We start from the raw sequence: 18,997 nt of genomic DNA on the forward strand, positions 1-18,997 counted from the left end.
AATTGCTATTTAAAAGAGATAAAAACCGATATTCAAAGCTGCAGTGAAATGAGTTTCACGGCTAAAAAGTTCATCATCCTTATCGACTAACGCACGCCCCAAGATGTAACTCGCATCCAGCTCGATACGGCACAAGAAACTCGTGTTCTTGAAGAACGTGATATCGCGACCATAACCCAGTGTCACACGCGGCGGGAAATAGCTTTTGTCATAACGTTCGAAAGAGACAAACGAAATGCCGAGGCGAACAAAGTCATCTTCACGCGTGCCGCGGAAAAAGAACCGCCAATCCGTGCCGACTTCAAAGTAATCGCCCGAGAACAGGAACGCCGCAAAAAGATCCGCCGAATGGTGCTTATGGAAGCGATACTCGCCACTCAGCAAAATTCCAGGGTGTACAGAGCTCAAATAATAGACAAGTTCTAGCTCGCCACCAAAAGAGAACGCCGAAAGCGAATCAGACACCGGGGCGTCTTCGTAGGGTTGCTCGATAAAGTATCCCGCAAAAGACTGGACACTCACAAGCAAAATCGCTACGAGGAATATTTTAACGCACCGGAGCATCAACATTCATTAACCCTTCGGATTCTTGGCGTCGGAATTCTTGGCGTCATAATCGGCGAGAGACTTGAAGCCGTCTTTTGAGAGCGCTTCTTCAAGTTCCTTACGCATCGCATGGGCAGCCATCCAGCGGAAAGCCACCACAGAATAGCACTGCACCGCATCGACACCGAGCTTGATGAGGTCGTAAATCTTGTAACCGTGGTCAATGCCACCGCAGGCGATCACGCTCATCTGCGGGTAATGTTCACGAATAAACTTGACATTGCGCACCATATTTTCGTAAAGAGGGCGGCCAGACATGCCACCGCGATCGCCATCGGCACGGAGCGGAGTCAAATCGTCGTACTTCACATGAACCGGGAGGTCCGTAACTTTCTTTGTCGGGTACGTGTTGCCCATGACAACGCCGTTCACGCCCACCTTCACCAGCATATCCATGATGGTCGCCGTATGGTTTTCGGGCATATCCGGGCTGAGTTTTGCATAAATGGCTTTGCGGACCGGCTGTTTATTGCGATAGTCCGTGATGGCGGTAAAAATCTTATTGACAAGCGTCATGTCCAAATCGAGGCGGTTTTCCCCCGTATTCGGGCAGCTCAGGTTGATTTCGACGTAGTCCGCCACGCGGTAAGCGATGGAGAAACTTTCAACGATGTCTTTAAGCTTTTCGTTTTCGTCCGTGAGACCCGGCGTTTCGGCAACAGAGATGCCCACGCACATTTGAACCCTGTGAGCTGCGGTAATCTGTGTATCCACGCGACGGGTTACCGCATCGACGCCATCGTTGTTGAGGCCCATGCTGTTATGAATTGCACGGTCTTTCTCGATAAAACCGATACGCGGTCTGTGCGTGTTTCCTTCGCGGACGTGGCGGGTTGCAGTCCCGACAGAAATGCCGCCAAAGCCCATGTTGGCAAAATCGCAAATGCGTTTCGCCGTCTTGTTTGCACCAGCCGCGAGCATTATCGGGCAACCAAAATGGAGCGGATTTGAGCCATCCGCAAACGTTACCACGCGATTCAAAGTCTTGCTCAAGTCCGGGCGACCACCCATAAACGGGATAACCGGGGCAAAGCGGGCCACATGCTTCAGGGAATCATGGCGAAATTCCGGATTATTGTGGAAAATACGGCGAATAAGTGCCAAAATGCGGTCACTCACGCGCATATAGTATTCGTGGTTGATGCAATTATTACTCATGTGTAGTAAAATAGAAAAATCCACCACAAAAGACAGCCCTGCAAGACTTATAGAACCGACAAACCACCTATTGCCATGATACGAAAAATTTTATAATTCTTACTAGACAAGAGAGTAAATTATGCAAAACAAAATCAAGAAAGATATTCACGAAAACATGCCACATTATATCGACATGCTTTCGAGCTTGGTAGCCATTCCATCCATCAGTTTTGACAATTTTGACCAAAAGTACGTTTTGGATAGCGCGAACGCCGTCAAGGCGATGTTTGAAAAAGCGGGACTCACGAACATCCAGTTTTTGATGCCGCCAAGCGGGCGTCCGAGCGTTTATGCAGAAAGCCTCACCAGCCCAGACAAGCCGACCATCCTTTTGTACGCTCATCACGACGTGCAGCCGCCCATGCGAGAAGCTTTGTGGGACACGCCGCCGTTTACCGCTACGCAGAAAGGCGACCGCCTCTTTGGACGAGGCACTGCTGACGACAAGGCGGGAATCATCACGCATCTCGCAGCCCTTGAACAGGTTCGCCGCGAACTCAAGAGCAACGGTCCGAACCTAAAGTTCATTATCGAAGGCGAAGAAGAATCCGGGAGCGCAGGCTTCGAAAGGATTCTCACGGAACATGCAGAACTCTTGAAGAGCGACGCCGTCATTATTGCAGACCTCGGGAACTTCGCCAAGGGAACACCATCTATCACGACGACGCTCCGCGGCATGAGCGCCATCAACGTCACCCTCCGCGCGACAAAGGCCCCGCTCCATTCCGGTTCGTGGTCCGGCCCGATTCCCGACCCCGCCCAGGCGCTTTGCCGCATGATTGCAAGCCTCACGGACAAGGACGGCAAGATTCTCATCCCGCATTACGAAGATGACATTATCCCGCCGACAAAGGAAGAGCTCGAATCTTACAAGTCGCTCGGCATGACAGAAAAGATTTTCCGCAACGACGGTGGCGTTCTTGAACAAGTCAAGTTGAACGTGCCCGAAGAAGAAATTCTGCTATCACTGTGGCGCCGCCCGAGCATCATCGTAAGCACGATTGAGTCCGGATCCCGCGTAAACGCCGGTAACGTGCTGCAAGACAGCGCCTATGCCCGAATCGGCATCCGCCTTGCTCCCGGCATGGACGCCGTGAAATGCACCGACATGCTCGCCGACTTCCTCAAGGCCCAAGTTCCGAACAACATGGAAATCACCATCGACAAGGAAGACGGCGCAAATCCGTTCACAACCGACACAAACCACCCGTTTTTCAAGAAGATGAGTGAAGCCATGGCGGACGCTTACGCCTCCCCCACTAAGTTCATTGGCTGCGGCGCAAGCATCCCGGGCGCAGAGCTTTTCCGCAACACGCTCGGAAACATCCCAATTTTGCTCACGGGCCTCGAAGACCCAGAATGCAACGCCCATGGCGAAAACGAAAGCCTTTACCTGCCCGATTTCGAAAGCGGAATCGTTGCAGAAGCGCTTTTCTTTGCATCCATTTCGTAAGGAGGATCTATGAAACGTAAAAGACTCGTCGTACTGACAGGCGCAGGAATCAGCGCGGAATCTGGCCTCCGCACATTCCGCGGAAATGATGGCATGTGGGAACACGAAAACATCGAAGACGTCTGCACACCGGACGCCCTCCGTCGTGACCCGAAGCGCGTCAAGGACTTTTACAACTTCTTGCGAAAGGGGCTCCCCGAGCACGCTCCGAATGCGGCGCACATCGCGCTTGCCAAGCTCGAAGAGCGCCTCGGCGACGAATTCTTGCTCGTGACGCAGAATGTCGACGACCTCCACGAACGTGGAGGAAGCAAGCGCGTTTTGCACATGCACGGAGACCTGATGAAACTCCGTTGCACCAAGAACGAGCATGAATTCGAATTCACGGGCGAAGAAACATTGGACACAAAATGCCCGATTTGCGGAAGCCCCGTGCGCCCGGACATTGTGTTCTTTGGAGAAACGCCTTTGTACATGGACGAGATTCAGGAAGCTCTGATGAACTGCGACGAATTCGCTTACATCGGCACGAGCAGCGTCGTGTATCCAGCAGCAGGTTTCAAGAGCTTTGCGAAATCGTACGGCGCCAAAGTCACTTGCCTGAATCTAGAAGCACCCTACGGCGACCCGTATACAGACGTCGTCATTCAAGGGAAAGCGACCGAAGTCGTGCCCCAGTGGTGCGAAGAATTTAAGTAGTCATTAGTTTTTAGTCATTAGTTTTTAGTTAATAGTTTGACGAATTTCACGATTATAATTCTATCGACTATTGACCAATGACTATTGACTATTTTTATTCAGCACAAAGCTTGCCGAGCTCATCTCGTTTTTCGAAAAATTTGACCAAAAGTGCGCTGTAATCCATTTGCGTGCGATTGCGCAAGAGTTCGGTAATCTCGACAGCAAGCGTATATAGCGGCGTGAGCGAAAGGTTCCCGAGAACGCCCTTTAGCGCATGAGCCGCTTCAAACGCACCATCCAAGTCCTTGGCCGCAACTTTCTTCTCCAATCGTTCAAAAGTAGCGTCGTCAGGAATCGTCGTCACCAGTTTCAAATACAGGGCTTCGTTTCCAAAGCAGCGTTCAAGGCCTTCAGCGGTATTTGCACCAAACGAATTTAGTTTTTCAATAGTAATCACAGGTTATTCCCTTTTTTCAAATTTTTTTCACTTATTTCACGCTCTATAAATGGAGCAAAATCCATTGCAGGCACAGGCTTGGAGAAGTAATACCCCTGAATAATATCACAGCCCATTTGTTTTAACATGTTCAACTGAGATTCGGTTTCAACGCCTTCAGCAACTGACGGAATCTTGAGAAACTTCGCAATTTCAATAATAATCTTTACGAGTTTCAAGTTGCATTCGTCCTTTTCCATATTACGGACAAAAGACATATCAATCTTTAATACATCAACCGGGACCGTAGTAATCATGTTCAAGGACGAGTATCCTGCACCAAAGTCATCCATTTCTATGCGGAATCCATTTTTACGTAGCTTGTCAACAACCTCAACAAGTCTATTCGTATTTTCGGAATATGCACTTTCTGTGACTTCCAGCATGATTTCGCTCGTAGAAATTTCATACCTTGAACAAATGTCTTCCAGCTTTGCTTCAAGATCTGGATCCATGATGTTGATACGGGAGACGTTCACAGATACCGGTATAGATTCACCATACAAATCTTTCCAACGTCGGATTTGTGCAGCAGATTCCTTCCACACATAGTTATCCACTTTGCGGATAAGCCCGTTAGATTCAAATAAAGGAATAAAATCACCTGGATTAATGAAGCCCAGTTTCGGATGAATCCAACGCACCAGCGCCTCAGCGCTCGTCAGTCGCGGTTTTTCACCCACAATGCTATACTTGGGCTGGTAATAGACTTTCAATTCCTTATTGGCAATGGCTTCATCAAGATCATGGATGAGAGTTTCTTCAAAAATATACTTTGCATGCAATTCATTATTGTAACGCGCAATACATTTCGATGAATCACCGCGATTTGAATCACAGGCGATCTTTGCGCGGTCAAACCAAACTTCAATTTCGAATTCTCGGCTGACATTTTCCCAAATTCCATAACGGATTCGAATATTGCTGATATGGAAAAAGCTTGCAATTACAGAATCTAAGGCTTTACGCAAATCAGAATAATCTTCCTGATGCTCTGCAAAAATGTAGAACGTATCCGCATGGGCACGGCATGCAAAAGCATTCATCTGCGGAATGAGCGCGAGCAGGGCTTCACCAATTTTGGAAAGGAGCATATTGCCAAAAGCACGCCCACAAAATTCATTCACCAAATGGAAGCGTTCAATATCGAAAACCAGAGCGTCCCTGGGGATCTGCTTACCCAACAGTTCCGATCGGCGTACATACTCAAAGAAGTAGTCTTTAGCCAAAAGCCCCGTAAGCACATCTTTTTCGGTATTGCGGATGATACTTTTCTTTTCAAAAAGTTCAATAATGCGCTCGCACCGAGCTAATACAACTTCGGGCAAATTGAACGGTTTTGTGATAAAATCAGCGGCTCCAAGCTTTAGACACTTGATTTCAAAAGTCTTCTCCGAAGTCATTACGACAACAGGAATCGACTTGAGGCGATCGCTTTCAACGCGGTGTTCCAGGAACTCGATGCCACTCATCACAGGCATAATCAAGTCCAGCAACACAAGCGAATACTCGACATCGGGATTCATCAGCATCCCAAGTGCGATTTTCGCATTGCTCGCGTAATCGACCGTATAAACCGTCGAAAGGAAATTTCCTAAAATTTCGCGGTTCACCATTTCGTCGTCTACAACAAGTACACGACGCCTTAAAACACCTTGTTGTCCAACAAAATCCATGTGGGCAATCTCCAATCCATTCTATAGGTCCAAATGTAAGAAATAGACACAAAAATAGATTATGTTTTTTTAGTTACATTTTATTCATTATAAAGTTTTATTTCTAGGTTCACGACGTCTTCTTCATAATTTCCGATATTGGGAATCATCAATCCAATCAATTTATTTGTTTTTTTCATAATTTCCACACCCGTAAAAAAGGTGTGACAAATTTAAACATAAAACTTATGTATGATTATTTCTTTTTTATTACTTATTTCACAAATAACAATGACACTTTATGTCATTTTACTAAAATTTCTTACATTTATATAACTTTACTATCAAATTTATTACAATGACAACTTTTAGCACAACGTTACTTATATTTGCGCTCACTTAATACAAATACAACCTAACTTATAAAGGGAAGGATTATATGGTGTGGAAAAAAAGGAACGGCGTAAAAGACACAGCCGTCGGAAACATCGTTATGGCCATAGCTCTAATCGCAGGCTTTATATTCCTAGGCTATAGCGCGGTACAAAACGTTAGCTCCATGTTTATGGAAGAACTGGCCGGACGTAGAGAACAGTTTGTCGAGTCAAAACTTGAAGACTATATCAACAGCCTTGAATTTGCGGTTGAGCTTTTGACAACAGAAAATTTATCTAGTGAAAACAACTTTCAATCATACCAGTACCGTCTAAAGCATGTCTATGGATTGGAACGATTCGCCTTCGTCGATTCAAACGGGCTCATATACACCTCCAACGGAACACGTAACGACATTGATCTTTACGATTTCGATTATAAGAATCTCACCAAGCCCGTAATTTCACTAAAAAAAGCCGATGACGAAAACAAGACCCTCATCGTCGCTATTCCGATTAACAACAAATATTACAACCAGAAAAAACTTGTCGTTTCCTTTATGGAAATCACCATTGCGCGCCTTCTCGAAGGAGTTTCTCTACAGTTAGACACGAATAGCGCGGCATCTTGCAACATTTATACAAAAGACGGCAAGTCGCTGAAGAGCATGGTTCTCGGAGGACTCACCAACGATGAAAACTTGTTCACAGCCATGGAGCACGCCACATTTGAAGATGGCTACACCATTGACAAGATTCGCGATGACTTCGCGGCTCACAGGCAGGGTTCTACGTCATTTTCATACAACGGCATGCAAGAAACCGTTTATTATATGCCCGTCAAGTCTACAGACTGGATGTTGACATACCTCGTTCGTGACAACGTTTCCACAGAACAGATGAGTTACTTTTCTGAAGGCATTCTTGAGAGGAACCTCATCATCGCCATTATTATTTTATTCGTCATCATTATCTTATTCATTTTCTTCCTTATCCAAACACGACGCACAGCAAAGCTCAAAATCGAGCGTGAAATCATTGATGCCGAAAATAGAGTCAAGCAGAAGAAACTTGAAGACGAACTTGAGCTCCAGCAAAAGCTCATCGACCAGGAGCGCAAGCGTAACGAACAAAGTTACATGATTACTGCAATGGCATCAGATTACCAAAGCGTTTTTTATGTAGACCTGGAAGAGGACATCTCTATTTGCTATCGCAAAAACGATTCCGTTCCAACACCATTCAAGAAGGGTGACAAGTTTAAATTCAGCGAATCGTTTACTCAATACGCCCATAAATATGTCGCTCCGGAATACCAAAAGAAATTTCTTGAATTTATCGATCCCGCAAACATTGTCAGAAGATTGCAGAAAAACGCACTCATTGCGTTACGCTACATGGTCATCCGCGACGGCAAGGAAAGCTACGAAATGCTTCGCATGGCAGGCGTGCGAGATGACGAGAACAGCGAAACGCTCCGCATTATTGGCGTCGGGTTCTCCGACATTGACGAAGAAATGCGCGACTCTCTCGCCAAAAACCAAGCACTCATTGATGCGTTAAAGGTCGCCGAAGAAGCAAACAAGGCAAAGACCGTTTTCCTCTCGAACATGAGCCATGAAATACGCACCCCGATGAACGCCATTATCGGTCTTGACAGCCTTGCACTCCACGAAGAAAACATTTCCCCAAAGATGCAAGACTATCTCGAAAAGATTGGTTCCTCTGCCGAGCACCTTTTGAGCCTCATCAACGAAATCCTAGACATGAGCCGAATCGAAAGTGGAAGACTGACTATCCGCAACGAAGAATTTTCTTTCACGAAACTTCTCGAACAAGTGAATACCATTTTCAACGGCCAGTGCGAAGAAAAAGGCATCCATTACAGCTGCAATGTCGACCAGAAAATCGACAGCTATTATATTGGCGACGGCATAAAGATCCGCCAAATTCTCATCAACATTCTTGGAAACGCAGTCAAATTCACGCCGAAGGACGGCAATATAGCCTTTGACATCAAAAAGACGGCCAAATTCGACAAAAATTCTACGCTCACCTTCAAGATTAGCGACACTGGCATCGGCATGAGCAAGGAATACTTGCCAAAGCTCTTTGAACCGTTCAGCCAGGAAAATTCGGGAACGGCAAACAAGTACGGAAGTAGCGGTCTTGGGCTTGCTATTACCAAAGGTATTGTCGACATGATGAACGGCAAGATTGAAGTCGAAAGTGAAAAGGGCAAGGGTACGACATTTACGATTACGCTCACGCTTTTAAATTCAGGCCGCTCCGATGTTATCGAAAGTAACGATGTGGAAATCCGTCCGAGCGAAATGAGCGTCCTCGTCGTCGACGATGATGATGTGGCATTACAACACGCCAAAGTCGTTCTTGAAAAGTCGGGAATTGCCGTCGAAACAGCCCCTTCAGGACGAGAAGCCATCGAGATGGTAAAGCTCCGCCACGCCAGATGCAACCCATACAGCCTTGTCGTTTTGGACTGGAAGATGAACGAAATGGACGGCGTAGAAACGGCTCGACAAATTCGCGCAGTCACAAGCGACGACACGGCAATCATCGTGCTCACGGCCTACAACTGGGACGATGTTCTGGACGAAGCGCACGCTGCTGGCGTCGATAGCTTTATCGCAAAACCGATCTTGACGGACCACCTTCTGGACGAACTCAAGGACATCCTCAAGAAGAAACGCCAGCATACAGCACCCAAAAAGACGAAGGCAGAACTTACAGGAAGATGCATCCTCCTTGCCGAAGACATGGAAGTGAACGCCCAAATCATGATTGAAATTCTGAAGATGCGTCAGGTGAGTACGGAGCATGCCGAAAACGGAAGAATCGCCGTCGAGATGTTCGAAAAATCACCAGTCGGCTATTACGACGCCATTCTTATGGATATGCGCATGCCAGAGATGGATGGCTTGGAAGCGACGGCAGCCATCCGCAAATTGGACCGCCCCGACGCCAAAAAGATTCCGATTATCGCGCTCACAGCAAACGCATTCGATGAAGATGTTCAGCGCAGCTTGCAAGCAGGCCTCAACGCACATTTAAGCAAGCCTGTAAAGCCCGATATCTTGTTCGAAACGCTCGAAGGAATGCTTTAAAAAAAAATTCCATTGCTAACTGAAAGGCTGCTCGTTTTGAGCAGCCTTTTCTTTACTTTTCAATTTTCTTTTCGGCAGTATCTCTTTTGCCAAATGTATTCCTGCAAGATATCGAGCATTTGTGCGCACGGTTCAAACGAGAGTCCCAAATCCACGCAAAGTCGTCTTTGGCAAGCCTCCAAAACTTCCTGCTGTTCGCCATCCGAAAAACTCCTGACCTCGTACATGCTTGACAGGATTTGCTTGAGTACGAGCAAGAACAATCGGTCCTTGGCATCCGCAAATTCGGGGGCGTTCAAATCACGCAGTTCTTTTTCCAAAGTTGTTTCATTTGCGAAAATTGAATCACCGACTTTTTGCACCGCAGAATGGGCAATTTTCCATTTTATCAATTAAAGCGATCAAAATCCTTTAGATTTTTATGACACTCTTTACAGAACATAGTGTTCTCCCCGAAAAGATTCTCGTATTTTCAATGATAATATTAAAAAACGAGAATGAATGGGATGTAAAACTTATGCAAAAAACAATTGCTAGGATTAATTACTTGGCACAAAAGCAATAGGCGAAATGGTCCGCTTCGGCAATTTTCGTCGGGAGTTCGGCGGAAAGGCATTTTTCGCGAACTTCGGCAGAAGCCTGTGCGCATTTACAGCAGCGATCGGCAAAGCGGCAACCCTTGGCAAAATCCTTTGGATGCGGCACAGACCCCGGAATGGACGCGAGCGTGCGCAAGTCGCTATGGCTTTCAGGAATCGCAGCCAAGAGTCCTTGCGTGTACGGGTGCATCGGATGGTTGATGACTTCGCGGACATGACCTTCTTCGACGATGCGACCGGCGTACATCACAGCCACGCGATGGGCGTACTGCGAAACAATACCCATATTGTGCGTAATGAGGAGAACTGCAGTTCCCGTTTTCTCGGCCATTTCCTTGAGCACAGCAAGAACTTGAGCCTGAACAGTCACATCCAAAGCAGTTGTCGGTTCATCGGCGATAATCAATTTTGGCTTTGGCAAAAGCGCCATCACGATGCAAACACGCTGGAGCATGCCGCCCGAAAGTTCATGCGGATAGGAATTCAAAACGCGGTCGGGGTCGGTGAAACCGGCCAAGCGGAGCTGTTCGCGGATAAGGTCTAAAGGAGATTCCCCCCGGAACAAGTCCGGGGCAGGCTCTTCAAGTAGGGAATGACATTCCTTTTGGGACGACGCATTTTGGGACTGAGCGTCCTTCGAGACTGCGCTGAACTTGAAAACTTCGAGGAGTTGCTTTTTGATGGTGACGACAGGATTCAGCGCTTGCATCGGTTCCTGGAAAATGCACGCAATTTCGGAACCGCGGACGGATTGCAAATCCTTAAGCGGGAGCTTTACAAGGTCGCGGGCATTTTGAGATTGCGCATCATTCGCCCCCACATCGAACAAAATCTCGCCGTTCACAATCTTTGCACTCGGCCACGGCAACAAGCGCAAAATGCTCATCGCAGTCACGCTCTTTCCGCAACCGGACTCGCCCACCAACGCAAAGAATTCGCCGGGGAAAATATCAAACGAGACGCGGTCCGTCACTTGCAATGGCGACTTGCCATCGCGCGAATTGCCGTTCTTGTCAAATCCAAACGCCACCGAAACATCTTTAACACGCAAAACGGGGACTTTACTGGATCCTTCGACTTCGCTCAGGATGACGCGTTCCTCTCGTCTCTCGTCTCTCGTCTCTCGTCTAAACATACCTATCTCCCGATTTGGGATCGGTTGACGACTCCGCAATTGACTTAAAAACGCTATCAGAACATCTGAAGTCAATTGCTCCGCGCTCCCACGGCTCGTTAATACGAGCCGTTCCCGCTTGGCATGGACCACTCAGTCGTATTGCATTAAACATATCTATCTCCCGACTTCGGGTCGGTTGACGACTCCGCAATTGACTTAAAAACGCTATCAGAACATCTGAAGTCAATTGCTCCGCGCTCCCACGGCTCGTTAATACGAGCCGTTCCCGCTTGGCATGGACCACTCAGTCGTATTGCTTTAAACATACCTATCTCCCGACTTCGGGTCCATAGCATCCCTCACGCCTTCGCCAACAAATGTCGTAAGGAGGAGCGTCACAAAGAGCGCCGCGACCGTGCTAACAGAAATCCACGGAGCGTAGAGGTTGTTGAGTCCCTGGCTCATGAGTTCACCCCAGCTCGGAGTCGGCGGCTGGAGTCCAAAGCCCAAGAAGTCCAGCGACGTGAGGCTCCCGATTCCACCGATAAGCGTGAACGGGAAAAGCGTCACCACAGGCGTCATTGCGTTCGGCAAGATTTCCTTGAAAAAGATATGGCGATGCCCAAGTCCAAGAACTTTCGCAGACATCACGTACGTCATACTGCGGAGCTTCAGAAATTCCGCACGCATGTAGTAGCTAAGCGAAAGCCAGTTAAACGCCGCCATGATGAGAATCAAAAGCCAGAAACTGCGACCGTAAATACTGCCAATGAGAATCACAACGTAAAGCATCGGGAGCGAAGACCAGATTTCAATCATACGCTGCATGCCCGTATCCCAGAACTTCCCGAGATAGCCCTGGATGCCACCGATGACAATGCCAAGAAACGTCCCGAGCACTGTCAAAAGCAAGCTAAAGCTAATGCAAATGCGGAACCCGTGAATCAAGCGCGAAAGAACATCTCGCCCATTGCTATCGGTCCCGAGCCAGTGCTTTGCGCTCGGCGCAAATGGAGGGGTTCCCTCCTCGCTCAGATCCGCCTTCAGCGGATCGTGCGGCACTGGCGGCATGAGCGTCCACATCTCGGGGCAGCCTCCAGCACGTGGGAATCCGTCTTCTTCATCCTGCTTACATTCTTCGACATCCGCAAAAAGCTTTGCGTAATCCTGTTCCGTCTTGTATTCGCCGCCAAAGTCCGCTTCGCTGTAACGCGCAAACGCTGGAAAATAGCTCTTGCCGTTGTAGCGCAAATAGAACGGTTCGTCATTCACCGTCCACGGGCTCGTGAGCGAAAGCAAGTACGCCACCACCAAAATTACAAGCGACCAAAAGGCGCGCTTGTTCTTGCGGAAGCGCTTCAGGCGATTCAAAGTTTCTGTCGAAAGTCTAAGTTTCATAGATTAAACAAGGTTCGGCACATTTTTTGCGGCAGTTCCGACAGCGGCAAGCATTAAATACTCGACTCGATAAATTCCTTGCGGAACGTTCCGTTACCGAGCAAAATATCAATCGGCAGCTTGTGGAACTCGTACTCATACGGAGGCTGTTTCCACACAAAATCCTTCGGGTATTCGTTGAAGATGTACTGCAACAACTTCACCGCCATTTCAAAACTGCGGAACTTGTTACGGTCCGTCACGTGAATCTGCGCACCGCCACAAATCTGCCCTGCACCCTTGTGGAATGTCGGCTGGAAGTAGTTTTCGCGGAAATACACGCCCGGGAGCTTGAGCCCATTCATATACTTGCAAAGCTTGACCGCATCGATGAACGGCGCGCCGAAAATTTCGAACGGACGCGTCGTGCCACGGCCTTCGCTCACGTTGGTCGCTTCGAACAAGCACATGCCCGGATACACGATGGCGGTATCGAGCGTTGGCATGTTCGGGCTCGGCAAAATCCACGGGAGTCCCGTTTCATCGAACCACATGCGCTTATCGTAGCCGTCCATGTGCATCACGAAAAGTTCGCACTTCGGGAATCGTTCGGCCTTGAACTGTTCGGCAAGTTCGCCAATCGTCTTGGCATGGCGCGTACGAATGCTATGAAGCCCAACAAAGCTCGTGTAATTGAGGTCGAGCACCGGGCCTTCTTCGTCTACGCAGTTGATCGGATTCGGGCGATCCACCACGACCACCGGGATTCCCGCCTTCTCGCAAGCCTTCATGCAGAGGAAAAGCGTCCAGATGAACGTGTAGTAACGCGCACCCACATCCTGCAAATCCACAAGCATAGCATCCACGTGCGAAAGCATTTCCGCAGTCGGTTCGCGATGTTCACCGTAAAGGCTGTAAACCGGAATATGCAATTCGGGGTCTTCGTAGCCTTCCCATTCAATCATGTTGTCTTGCGTATGTCCCTTGATGCCGTGCTGCGGGCCAAACAAAGCCGAAAGTTTAAAGAGCTTGCCGTCCAAATCCTTGAGCAAATCAAGCGTATAACTCAAATCGGCACAGACCGAAGCCGGATGGAGAACAGCCCCCAGGCGCTTACCACGAAGTGCTGCCGGGAAACTTTTTTCAAAATGGGAAAGAGCTAACGTAACCATGGTTTTAAAGGTAGCAAAAACATTAAAAACAATTAGTCTAGTTACCTGAATTCAGGAGCAATCGTCAATACAAGGCTTATGCCATGCCAACTGTGGAACGCAAACTGCAGACGGAACAAGAACATGTCAGGCTTGCGAACGCGAACGCCAAACCCCCACGAGTTATACAGGCGATCCTTAGACCAGTCATTTACTTTGTCGCTAATCATTGCGTATTCATTAAATACGACACCATCAACAAGACGGTCCACCGGCCATCGGTATTCCGCCGAAAAGCCTAGCAAAAAAGGAGCACACCAGGCATCCGTATAGCCACGCAGCGGAAATCGCCCATTCAACGCCGGGAATGCAGAATGCGGAGCACCACCTTTTTCCATTTCCCACACGCCCTGGAATCGCAACTGAAACGCCAGCACGCGATGTTCAAAGAGCGTTTCTACCAAATTTTCCGGGCGCCACACTCGCAACACTTCGTTCAGAGAAAAGTCCGTATAGAACTTTCTTGTCTGGCGGCCCTGTTTTGCATTCAGCACATACTGTTCAGCACGACCGATAAAGAAATAAATCTGGTAAAAAGCGTCAACGCTCACGTAGTCATGGTTCTTTCCGCCATCCTTCAAATCACCGTCACGATTCAAGCCCGCCAAGACCAAGTCGCTATGTTTAATTCCGCCATACTCTCCAGTCAACGCATACGAAGCCCTCAGGCTAAAACGCTGCCCTCTCGAAGGCGCGTACGGAAAATCCAAATTGTCAAACACCAAGTTCACATAAAACGGAATTTCAAAATGGTTCTGATAAAGTCCTCGATTTTCAATCGGATATTTCGGGTCATCCAGCACGGAATCCTTCGTGTCCGTGAAATCAGCCTTATGATAAACTAATTCAGCGCCGACACTAAAGTTCAAGTTTCTCGATTCTGTAATCGGAAATCCCAGCTGAGCCCCCAAATTAAGCGTTGTATCAGCCTGATTGAATGATTCCTTGGTTCCAGGCAAAATAAATCCGTTATTGCGGTCCATGTAAAGGTTCGCATTTACCGCACCATACAGTTTTTTACCAAAAAGCGATTGCTTTGAATAACGCAACTTCACATCAATATCGCTATTGGCGTAATAATGGCCTTCGAACACCACATAGTCGCTCTGCATAAACAGATTCCTATGGCGGTAGCACAAGCCAATCATCGTAGAACTCCCCGGCTTGAGGTTAAACACCGGATAAATGAGAATATTTCTTTTTTCGCCAAACGTGATAAGGTCCACCGCCTTATCGGCAACGCCATTATCAATCGCATAGTGCAAGGGCGCGGCCACCGGGTAAACGAGCATCCCGAAAACAGGCTGAATTACATGGATAAAAGGCCAAGAAATGATTTCGGCAAACGACATAGAACCCGAAGAAGTATCCTGCACGACTTCGCCAGACTTCTTCGCATGTGCAGGCAAACTCAACACGCCTACAAGCACCAGTAATGTCATCAAACGCATCATTTCCACCCTAATATATAGTTATATTGAGTATGATGTTTTCTCTTTTTTCAAAAATTATCAAAAAATTAGCAACTTACCCTAAGATTATCCTTACGGTTTTTCTGGCGGTAGGAATTTTAAGTATTTACCCCATCATGCACTTGCGCTGGGATTTGCAGCTGCAAGACACGATTACGAGTGCGCGTGAACCGAGCAATGTCCAAAAAATCGAAGACGAATTTGGCGGACTCGGGAGTCTCATCGTCATTTTGCAATCGAAAGATTCTAGCGCGAACTACCGTATCGCAAAAGACCTCGCACAAAAGATGCAGCAGAGTCCGGCAGTCCATTTTGCCGACTTTGAGACCGACATTGAATTTTACAAGAAGAATAAGTTCCTGTACGCAAGCGAAAGCGACATTGACATCATGGTGCATCGCATCGAGCAGCTCAAGCACGACTACATCATGAAAAACAATCCGCTGTTCATCGACCTCAAGAGTGCGATTGATTCCATCACGCAAACGACTTCGGAACAGCGCGAACAGCTTTTGAGCGACCTCGAAAAGAAGTACTTTGACAAGCTCGCGGTGAGCCATTCCAACAAAACCGGGACCATCCGCATTGTCGAGATTTACCCGACACATTCCATTTCGGATTTGCAAGCAAACCGCAACTTGTTCTACGAAGTTACCGAGCAATTGAAAAAAGAAAAAATGCCTAGCGATTTCCAGGTGCATTACGCGGGCAAGGTCTACGAATCCATCCAGACCGGCAAGCGGCTTTTGCCCGAAGCAAAGATGGTGGGCTGCGTTACGGCAGGGCTGATTATTCTGCTTTTGATCCTCAACTTCTTTAGGCAGCCGCAATTGATTTTTATTTCGGCACTGCCGATTGCAACACCGATTTTCACCACAATGGCCTGTTCGTACATGTTCTACGGACGAATCAACCTGTTTACACTTTTGCTTGCAATTGTGCTCCCAGGGCAAGCGCTGCAGATTATCAACCACGTCTTGAACAGATACTTTTTAGAACGCGAACAGAACTTGAGTCCGCAACTTTGCATTGAAAGTGCACTCCTCGGCATCGGTCCTTCAACCGCCGCATCAAGTTTCACATTTGCAACCCTATTTGCAAGCCTCATCTTCATTCCGCTACCTGGGCTACAGGAACTCGGCGTGCTAGGGTCGACGGGTTGCGTTTTGAACTGGGCGATGACGCTCCTTTTTTCGACGGCACTTTTGCAAGTCACACAACGCAAAAAACCGTTCTCGATTAGGCATGCCCAAATCCACCATGAATGCAAAATTTCGATGCTTTCAAACCGGCTGAACTGGGTCATTTTTTCCATCATCATTGTTGCAAGCCTTATAGGGCTCTACATCGGCGGAACAAGACTACACATCCGCAACGATTTTTCAACAACAGAAATCAACTACAAGGATGCAACAATTGATTCCCTGATTGCCGAAACCGGATTCATGAACAAGACGCCCATCATCGTCATGTTGCCGGACAAGGCCGAAAGCGAAACACTGCTGGAAGAATTCAACAAACTCAAGGAAAACGGAAATCTTTCTACCGTCAATTCCATTTTTACATTGGCACAGTTCTCCCCGAACTTGCAACAGAAAAAAATGGACAAATTGCGCCAGTTGCATAGCTTGGTCACAAAAGAATTCCGCGAAGCGCTTTCCAAGAGCGAACTGGAAAACTTTGAAAAGGTTGAACAAGCTCTTGAATTTGACGAGAACGATGAATTTGAGCCTCCTGAGTACATTGCAAAGAAATTCCGCGACAAGCAGGGCAAACAAGGCCGCTTTGCATTTATTTTCACGAACATTCCAGAACACTTCGGCAGCGAATGCACAAAGCTATTCAGTGAACTCCACCAGATTGAAGGGATTGATAACGGAAAATATTTGGTGGCGGGCACGCCTATCACGCGAGCAATCTTCCTTGACAGGATCATGAACCACATCAGCAGACCCATACAGGCCGGCAGCATTCTCGTATTCCTGTTCATGCTCGTTTATTACAACCGCTTTAGCCGCGCCTTGTTCACAGCACTGCCATCAGTCTTTGCCACAAGCTGGTTCCTTGCGGCGCTCAACTTTTTTGACGTGAAGATTTCAGCCTACAGTGCACTCACCTTCCCAATTCTCATTGGAGCAAGCATCGATGGTTCTCTCCAGTTCTTCACGGCTTATTACGAGAAGCAAAAAGGAACCGCGCTCACGATTCTTAGGGACAAGTTCTTTACGATTTTCCTCTCGCAGATGGCAGCCTTCATCGGAACATACGGCATGCTCATTTCATCGCATCCGGGACTCCGCAGTATGGGTTACGTTTCGATGATTGGTCTTATCTGCATATTCATCGCACAATTCACCATCTTCCCCCTCATCGCAGGATCGCTCGACCAATACCGTCTGAGACAGAAAAGGAAAAAGGAAGCTAAAAAATGAAAACGCTTTCTGATAGAACGCAAAATATCGCAGCATCGCTCACCGTCGCCATCGACACGATGGCAAAACAGATGATCGCAGACGGCAAGGACGTCGTGAGTCTCGGCGCAGGCGAACCCGACTTTGGAACGCCCACTCCCATTCAAGATGCGGCAATTGATGCTATCCGCGCAGGCAAGACGCGCTATACCGCACCCGTCGGGATTTTGGACGTGCGTAAGGCTGTAGCGAAGAAATTGGAAGAAGAAAACGGACTCCATTACGACGCATCGCAAATCATCATGACTAGCGGTGCAAAGCACGCTGTGTTCAACGCACTCGCCGCCTTGATTAACCCTGGCGACGAAGTGATTATCCCTGCCCCTTACTGGGTCACGTATCCGGAACTCGTGAAGTGGCTTGGCGGTACGCCTGTGTTTGTTGAAGCGGGCATTGAAAAGAATTTTAAGATTGACGCCGAAGATTTACGCAAGGCATGCACGCCGCGCACGAAGGCAATTCTCTTGAACAACCCGTGCAACCCGACTGGCGCCGTTTACAGCAAGAGCGAACTTGAAGCGTTGGCAAAAGAAATTGTCGCACAGGACATCTACTGTATCTCGGACGAAGTTTACGAATACTTTGTCTACGATACAGAATTTACAAGTGCAGCCGTTTTCCCCGGCATGGCAGAACGCACGATTGTGATTAACGGTTTTTCGAAATCGCATTGCATGACCGGCTGGAGAATCGGTTACGATGCCGCCCCCGCTCCGATTGCAAAAATTATCGGCAAGATCCAGGGACAAGCCACGCACCACCCGAGCAATGTGGCGCAGTACGCCGCTCTCGGTGCTCTCAATATGGACAAAAGCAATGTCCATGCAATGCAGGCCGCCTTCCGCAAGCGCAGAGCTTACATGCTCGAACGCACTTCGTTCTTAAAGACCAAGCCACGTGCACCCGAAGGTGCATTCTACCTGTTTGCACCGGTGAGCGATTACTACGGCAAAAAGACTCCGGACGGCAAGGTGATTGCAGGCTCGATTGATTTTTGCAGCGCACTTTTGGAAACCAAGGGACTTGCGATTGTGCCGGGCGCCGCCTTTGGCGACGACACATGCGTTCGATTCTCGTACGCCGCAAGCGACGAAAATCTCGCGAAGGCTTGCGACCGTTTTGAAGCGTTCGTGAAAGAATTACAATAACGGACAAACGCG

Annotated in this window: 14 protein-coding genes; 5 read left to right on the forward strand and 9 right to left on the reverse strand. The window is 48.1% G+C overall.

Annotation, left to right across the window (positions count from 1 at the left end; genetic code table 11):
• Nucleotides 1–9 precede the first annotated feature (9 nt).
• Together B3A20_RS10255 and B3A20_RS10260 are read right to left on the reverse strand one after the other, a co-directional pair.
• Entirely contained in the window at nt 10–570 is a 561-nt protein-coding gene (locus B3A20_RS10255) for a hypothetical protein (RefSeq protein ID WP_290764369.1), read from the reverse strand.
• Nucleotides 571–573: 3 nt separating this feature from the next.
• The gene (locus tag B3A20_RS10260; protein ID WP_290764372.1) at nt 574–1,764 is read right to left on the reverse strand and encodes a dihydroorotate oxidase; all 1,191 of its coding nucleotides are present in this window, start codon (nt 1,762–1,764) and stop codon (nt 574–576) included.
• Between the two features lie 121 nt (nt 1,765–1,885).
• On the opposite strand from B3A20_RS10260, the gene B3A20_RS10265 reads away from it, so the two are divergent.
• Nucleotides 1,886–3,259: a M20/M25/M40 family metallo-hydrolase gene (locus B3A20_RS10265; RefSeq protein ID WP_290764375.1), complete on the forward strand. Its 1,374-nt coding sequence runs from the start codon at nt 1,886–1,888 to the stop codon at nt 3,257–3,259.
• A 9-nt stretch (nt 3,260–3,268) separates the two neighbouring features.
• Complete coding sequence (locus B3A20_RS10270) at nt 3,269–3,958, forward strand: NAD-dependent deacylase (protein WP_290764377.1); 690 nt, start codon at nt 3,269–3,271, stop codon at nt 3,956–3,958.
• A 94-nt stretch (nt 3,959–4,052) separates the two neighbouring features.
• Here B3A20_RS10270 and B3A20_RS10275 read toward each other — a convergent pair whose 3' ends face one another.
• Both B3A20_RS10275 and B3A20_RS10280 read right to left on the reverse strand, forming a co-directional pair.
• A complete protein-coding gene (locus B3A20_RS10275) occupies nt 4,053–4,397 on the reverse strand; it encodes an Hpt domain-containing protein (protein WP_290764379.1) in 345 nt (114 codons plus the stop codon).
• On the reverse strand, nt 4,394–6,112 hold the full coding sequence (locus B3A20_RS10280; RefSeq protein ID WP_290764381.1) for a two-component system response regulator: 1,719 nt from the start codon (nt 6,110–6,112) through the stop codon (nt 4,394–4,396). Before B3A20_RS10280 ends, B3A20_RS10275 begins: the two co-directional genes overlap by 4 nt.
• Before the next feature lie 418 nt (nt 6,113–6,530).
• Here B3A20_RS10280 and B3A20_RS10285 point away from each other — a divergent pair, with 418 nt between their 5' ends.
• Entirely contained in the window at nt 6,531–9,590 is a 3,060-nt protein-coding gene (locus B3A20_RS10285; RefSeq protein ID WP_290764383.1) for a hybrid sensor histidine kinase/response regulator, read from the forward strand.
• A 59-nt stretch (nt 9,591–9,649) separates the two neighbouring features.
• On the opposite strand, the gene B3A20_RS10290 is transcribed toward B3A20_RS10285, so the two are convergent.
• The 5 genes from B3A20_RS10290 to B3A20_RS10310 all read right to left on the reverse strand — a co-directional run bounded on the left by B3A20_RS10290 (nt 9,650) and on the right by B3A20_RS10310 (nt 15,348).
• The gene (locus tag B3A20_RS10290; protein ID WP_290764385.1) at nt 9,650–9,982 is read right to left on the reverse strand and encodes a hypothetical protein; all 333 of its coding nucleotides are present in this window, start codon (nt 9,980–9,982) and stop codon (nt 9,650–9,652) included.
• 151 nt (nt 9,983–10,133) lie between these two features.
• Nucleotides 10,134–11,324 carry an ABC transporter ATP-binding protein gene (locus B3A20_RS10295; protein WP_290764387.1) on the reverse strand — a complete coding sequence of 397 codons (1,191 nt, stop codon included), beginning with the start codon at nt 11,322–11,324 and terminating at the stop codon, nt 10,134–10,136.
• A gap of 300 nt (nt 11,325–11,624) precedes the next feature.
• Nucleotides 11,625–12,704, reverse strand: a complete 1,080-nt coding sequence (locus B3A20_RS10300; protein WP_088659455.1) for an ABC transporter permease — start codon at nt 12,702–12,704, stop codon at nt 11,625–11,627.
• 53 nt (nt 12,705–12,757) lie between these two features.
• Nucleotides 12,758–13,855 (reverse strand): exo-beta-N-acetylmuramidase NamZ family protein, encoded by a 1,098-nt coding sequence (locus B3A20_RS10305; protein WP_290764391.1) that lies wholly within the window; start codon nt 13,853–13,855, stop codon nt 12,758–12,760.
• Nucleotides 13,856–13,896: 41 nt separating this feature from the next.
• Nucleotides 13,897–15,348 carry a BamA/TamA family outer membrane protein gene (locus B3A20_RS10310; protein ID WP_290764393.1) on the reverse strand — a complete coding sequence of 484 codons (1,452 nt, stop codon included), beginning with the start codon at nt 15,346–15,348 and terminating at the stop codon, nt 13,897–13,899.
• Nucleotides 15,349–15,377: 29 nt separating this feature from the next.
• Here B3A20_RS10310 and B3A20_RS10315 point away from each other — a divergent pair, with 29 nt between their 5' ends.
• Nucleotides 15,378–17,798, forward strand: coding sequence for an efflux RND transporter permease subunit (locus B3A20_RS10315; protein ID WP_290764396.1), 2,421 nt, complete (start codon nt 15,378–15,380; stop codon nt 17,796–17,798).
• A complete protein-coding gene (locus tag B3A20_RS10320) occupies nt 17,795–18,985 on the forward strand; it encodes a pyridoxal phosphate-dependent aminotransferase (RefSeq protein WP_290764399.1) in 1,191 nt (396 codons plus the stop codon). Before B3A20_RS10315 ends, B3A20_RS10320 begins: the two co-directional genes overlap by 4 nt.
• The last annotated feature ends 12 nt before the right edge of the window (nt 18,986–18,997 follow it).

The sequence above is a fragment of the Fibrobacter sp. UBA4297 genome (assembly GCF_002394865.1).
Taxonomy (GTDB): Bacteria; Fibrobacterota; Fibrobacteria; order Fibrobacterales; family Fibrobacteraceae; genus Fibrobacter.

What these genes read in the sequence shown, in the direction of transcription:
- B3A20_RS10255 (WP_290764369.1), bottom strand. Translation starts at nt 570, where the DNA reads ATGTTGATGCTCCGGTGCGTTAAAATATTCCTCGTAGCGATTTTGCTT.
- B3A20_RS10260 (WP_290764372.1), bottom strand. Translation starts at nt 1,764, where the DNA reads ATGAGTAATAATTGCATCAACCACGAATACTATATGCGCGTGAGTGAC.
- B3A20_RS10265 (WP_290764375.1), top strand. Translation starts at nt 1,886, where the DNA reads ATGCAAAACAAAATCAAGAAAGATATTCACGAAAACATGCCACATTAT.
- B3A20_RS10270 (WP_290764377.1), top strand. Translation starts at nt 3,269, where the DNA reads ATGAAACGTAAAAGACTCGTCGTACTGACAGGCGCAGGAATCAGCGCG.
- B3A20_RS10280 (WP_290764381.1), bottom strand. Translation starts at nt 6,112, where the DNA reads ATGGATTTTGTTGGACAACAAGGTGTTTTAAGGCGTCGTGTACTTGTT.
- B3A20_RS10285 (WP_290764383.1), top strand. Translation starts at nt 6,531, where the DNA reads ATGGTGTGGAAAAAAAGGAACGGCGTAAAAGACACAGCCGTCGGAAAC.
- B3A20_RS10295 (WP_290764387.1), bottom strand. Translation starts at nt 11,324, where the DNA reads ATGTTTAGACGAGAGACGAGAGACGAGAGACGAGAGGAACGCGTCATC.
- B3A20_RS10300 (WP_088659455.1), bottom strand. Translation starts at nt 12,704, where the DNA reads ATGAAACTTAGACTTTCGACAGAAACTTTGAATCGCCTGAAGCGCTTC.
- B3A20_RS10305 (WP_290764391.1), bottom strand. Translation starts at nt 13,855, where the DNA reads ATGGTTACGTTAGCTCTTTCCCATTTTGAAAAAAGTTTCCCGGCAGCA.
- B3A20_RS10310 (WP_290764393.1), bottom strand. Translation starts at nt 15,348, where the DNA reads ATGATGCGTTTGATGACATTACTGGTGCTTGTAGGCGTGTTGAGTTTG.
- B3A20_RS10315 (WP_290764396.1), top strand. Translation starts at nt 15,378, where the DNA reads ATGATGTTTTCTCTTTTTTCAAAAATTATCAAAAAATTAGCAACTTAC.
- B3A20_RS10320 (WP_290764399.1), top strand. Translation starts at nt 17,795, where the DNA reads ATGAAAACGCTTTCTGATAGAACGCAAAATATCGCAGCATCGCTCACC.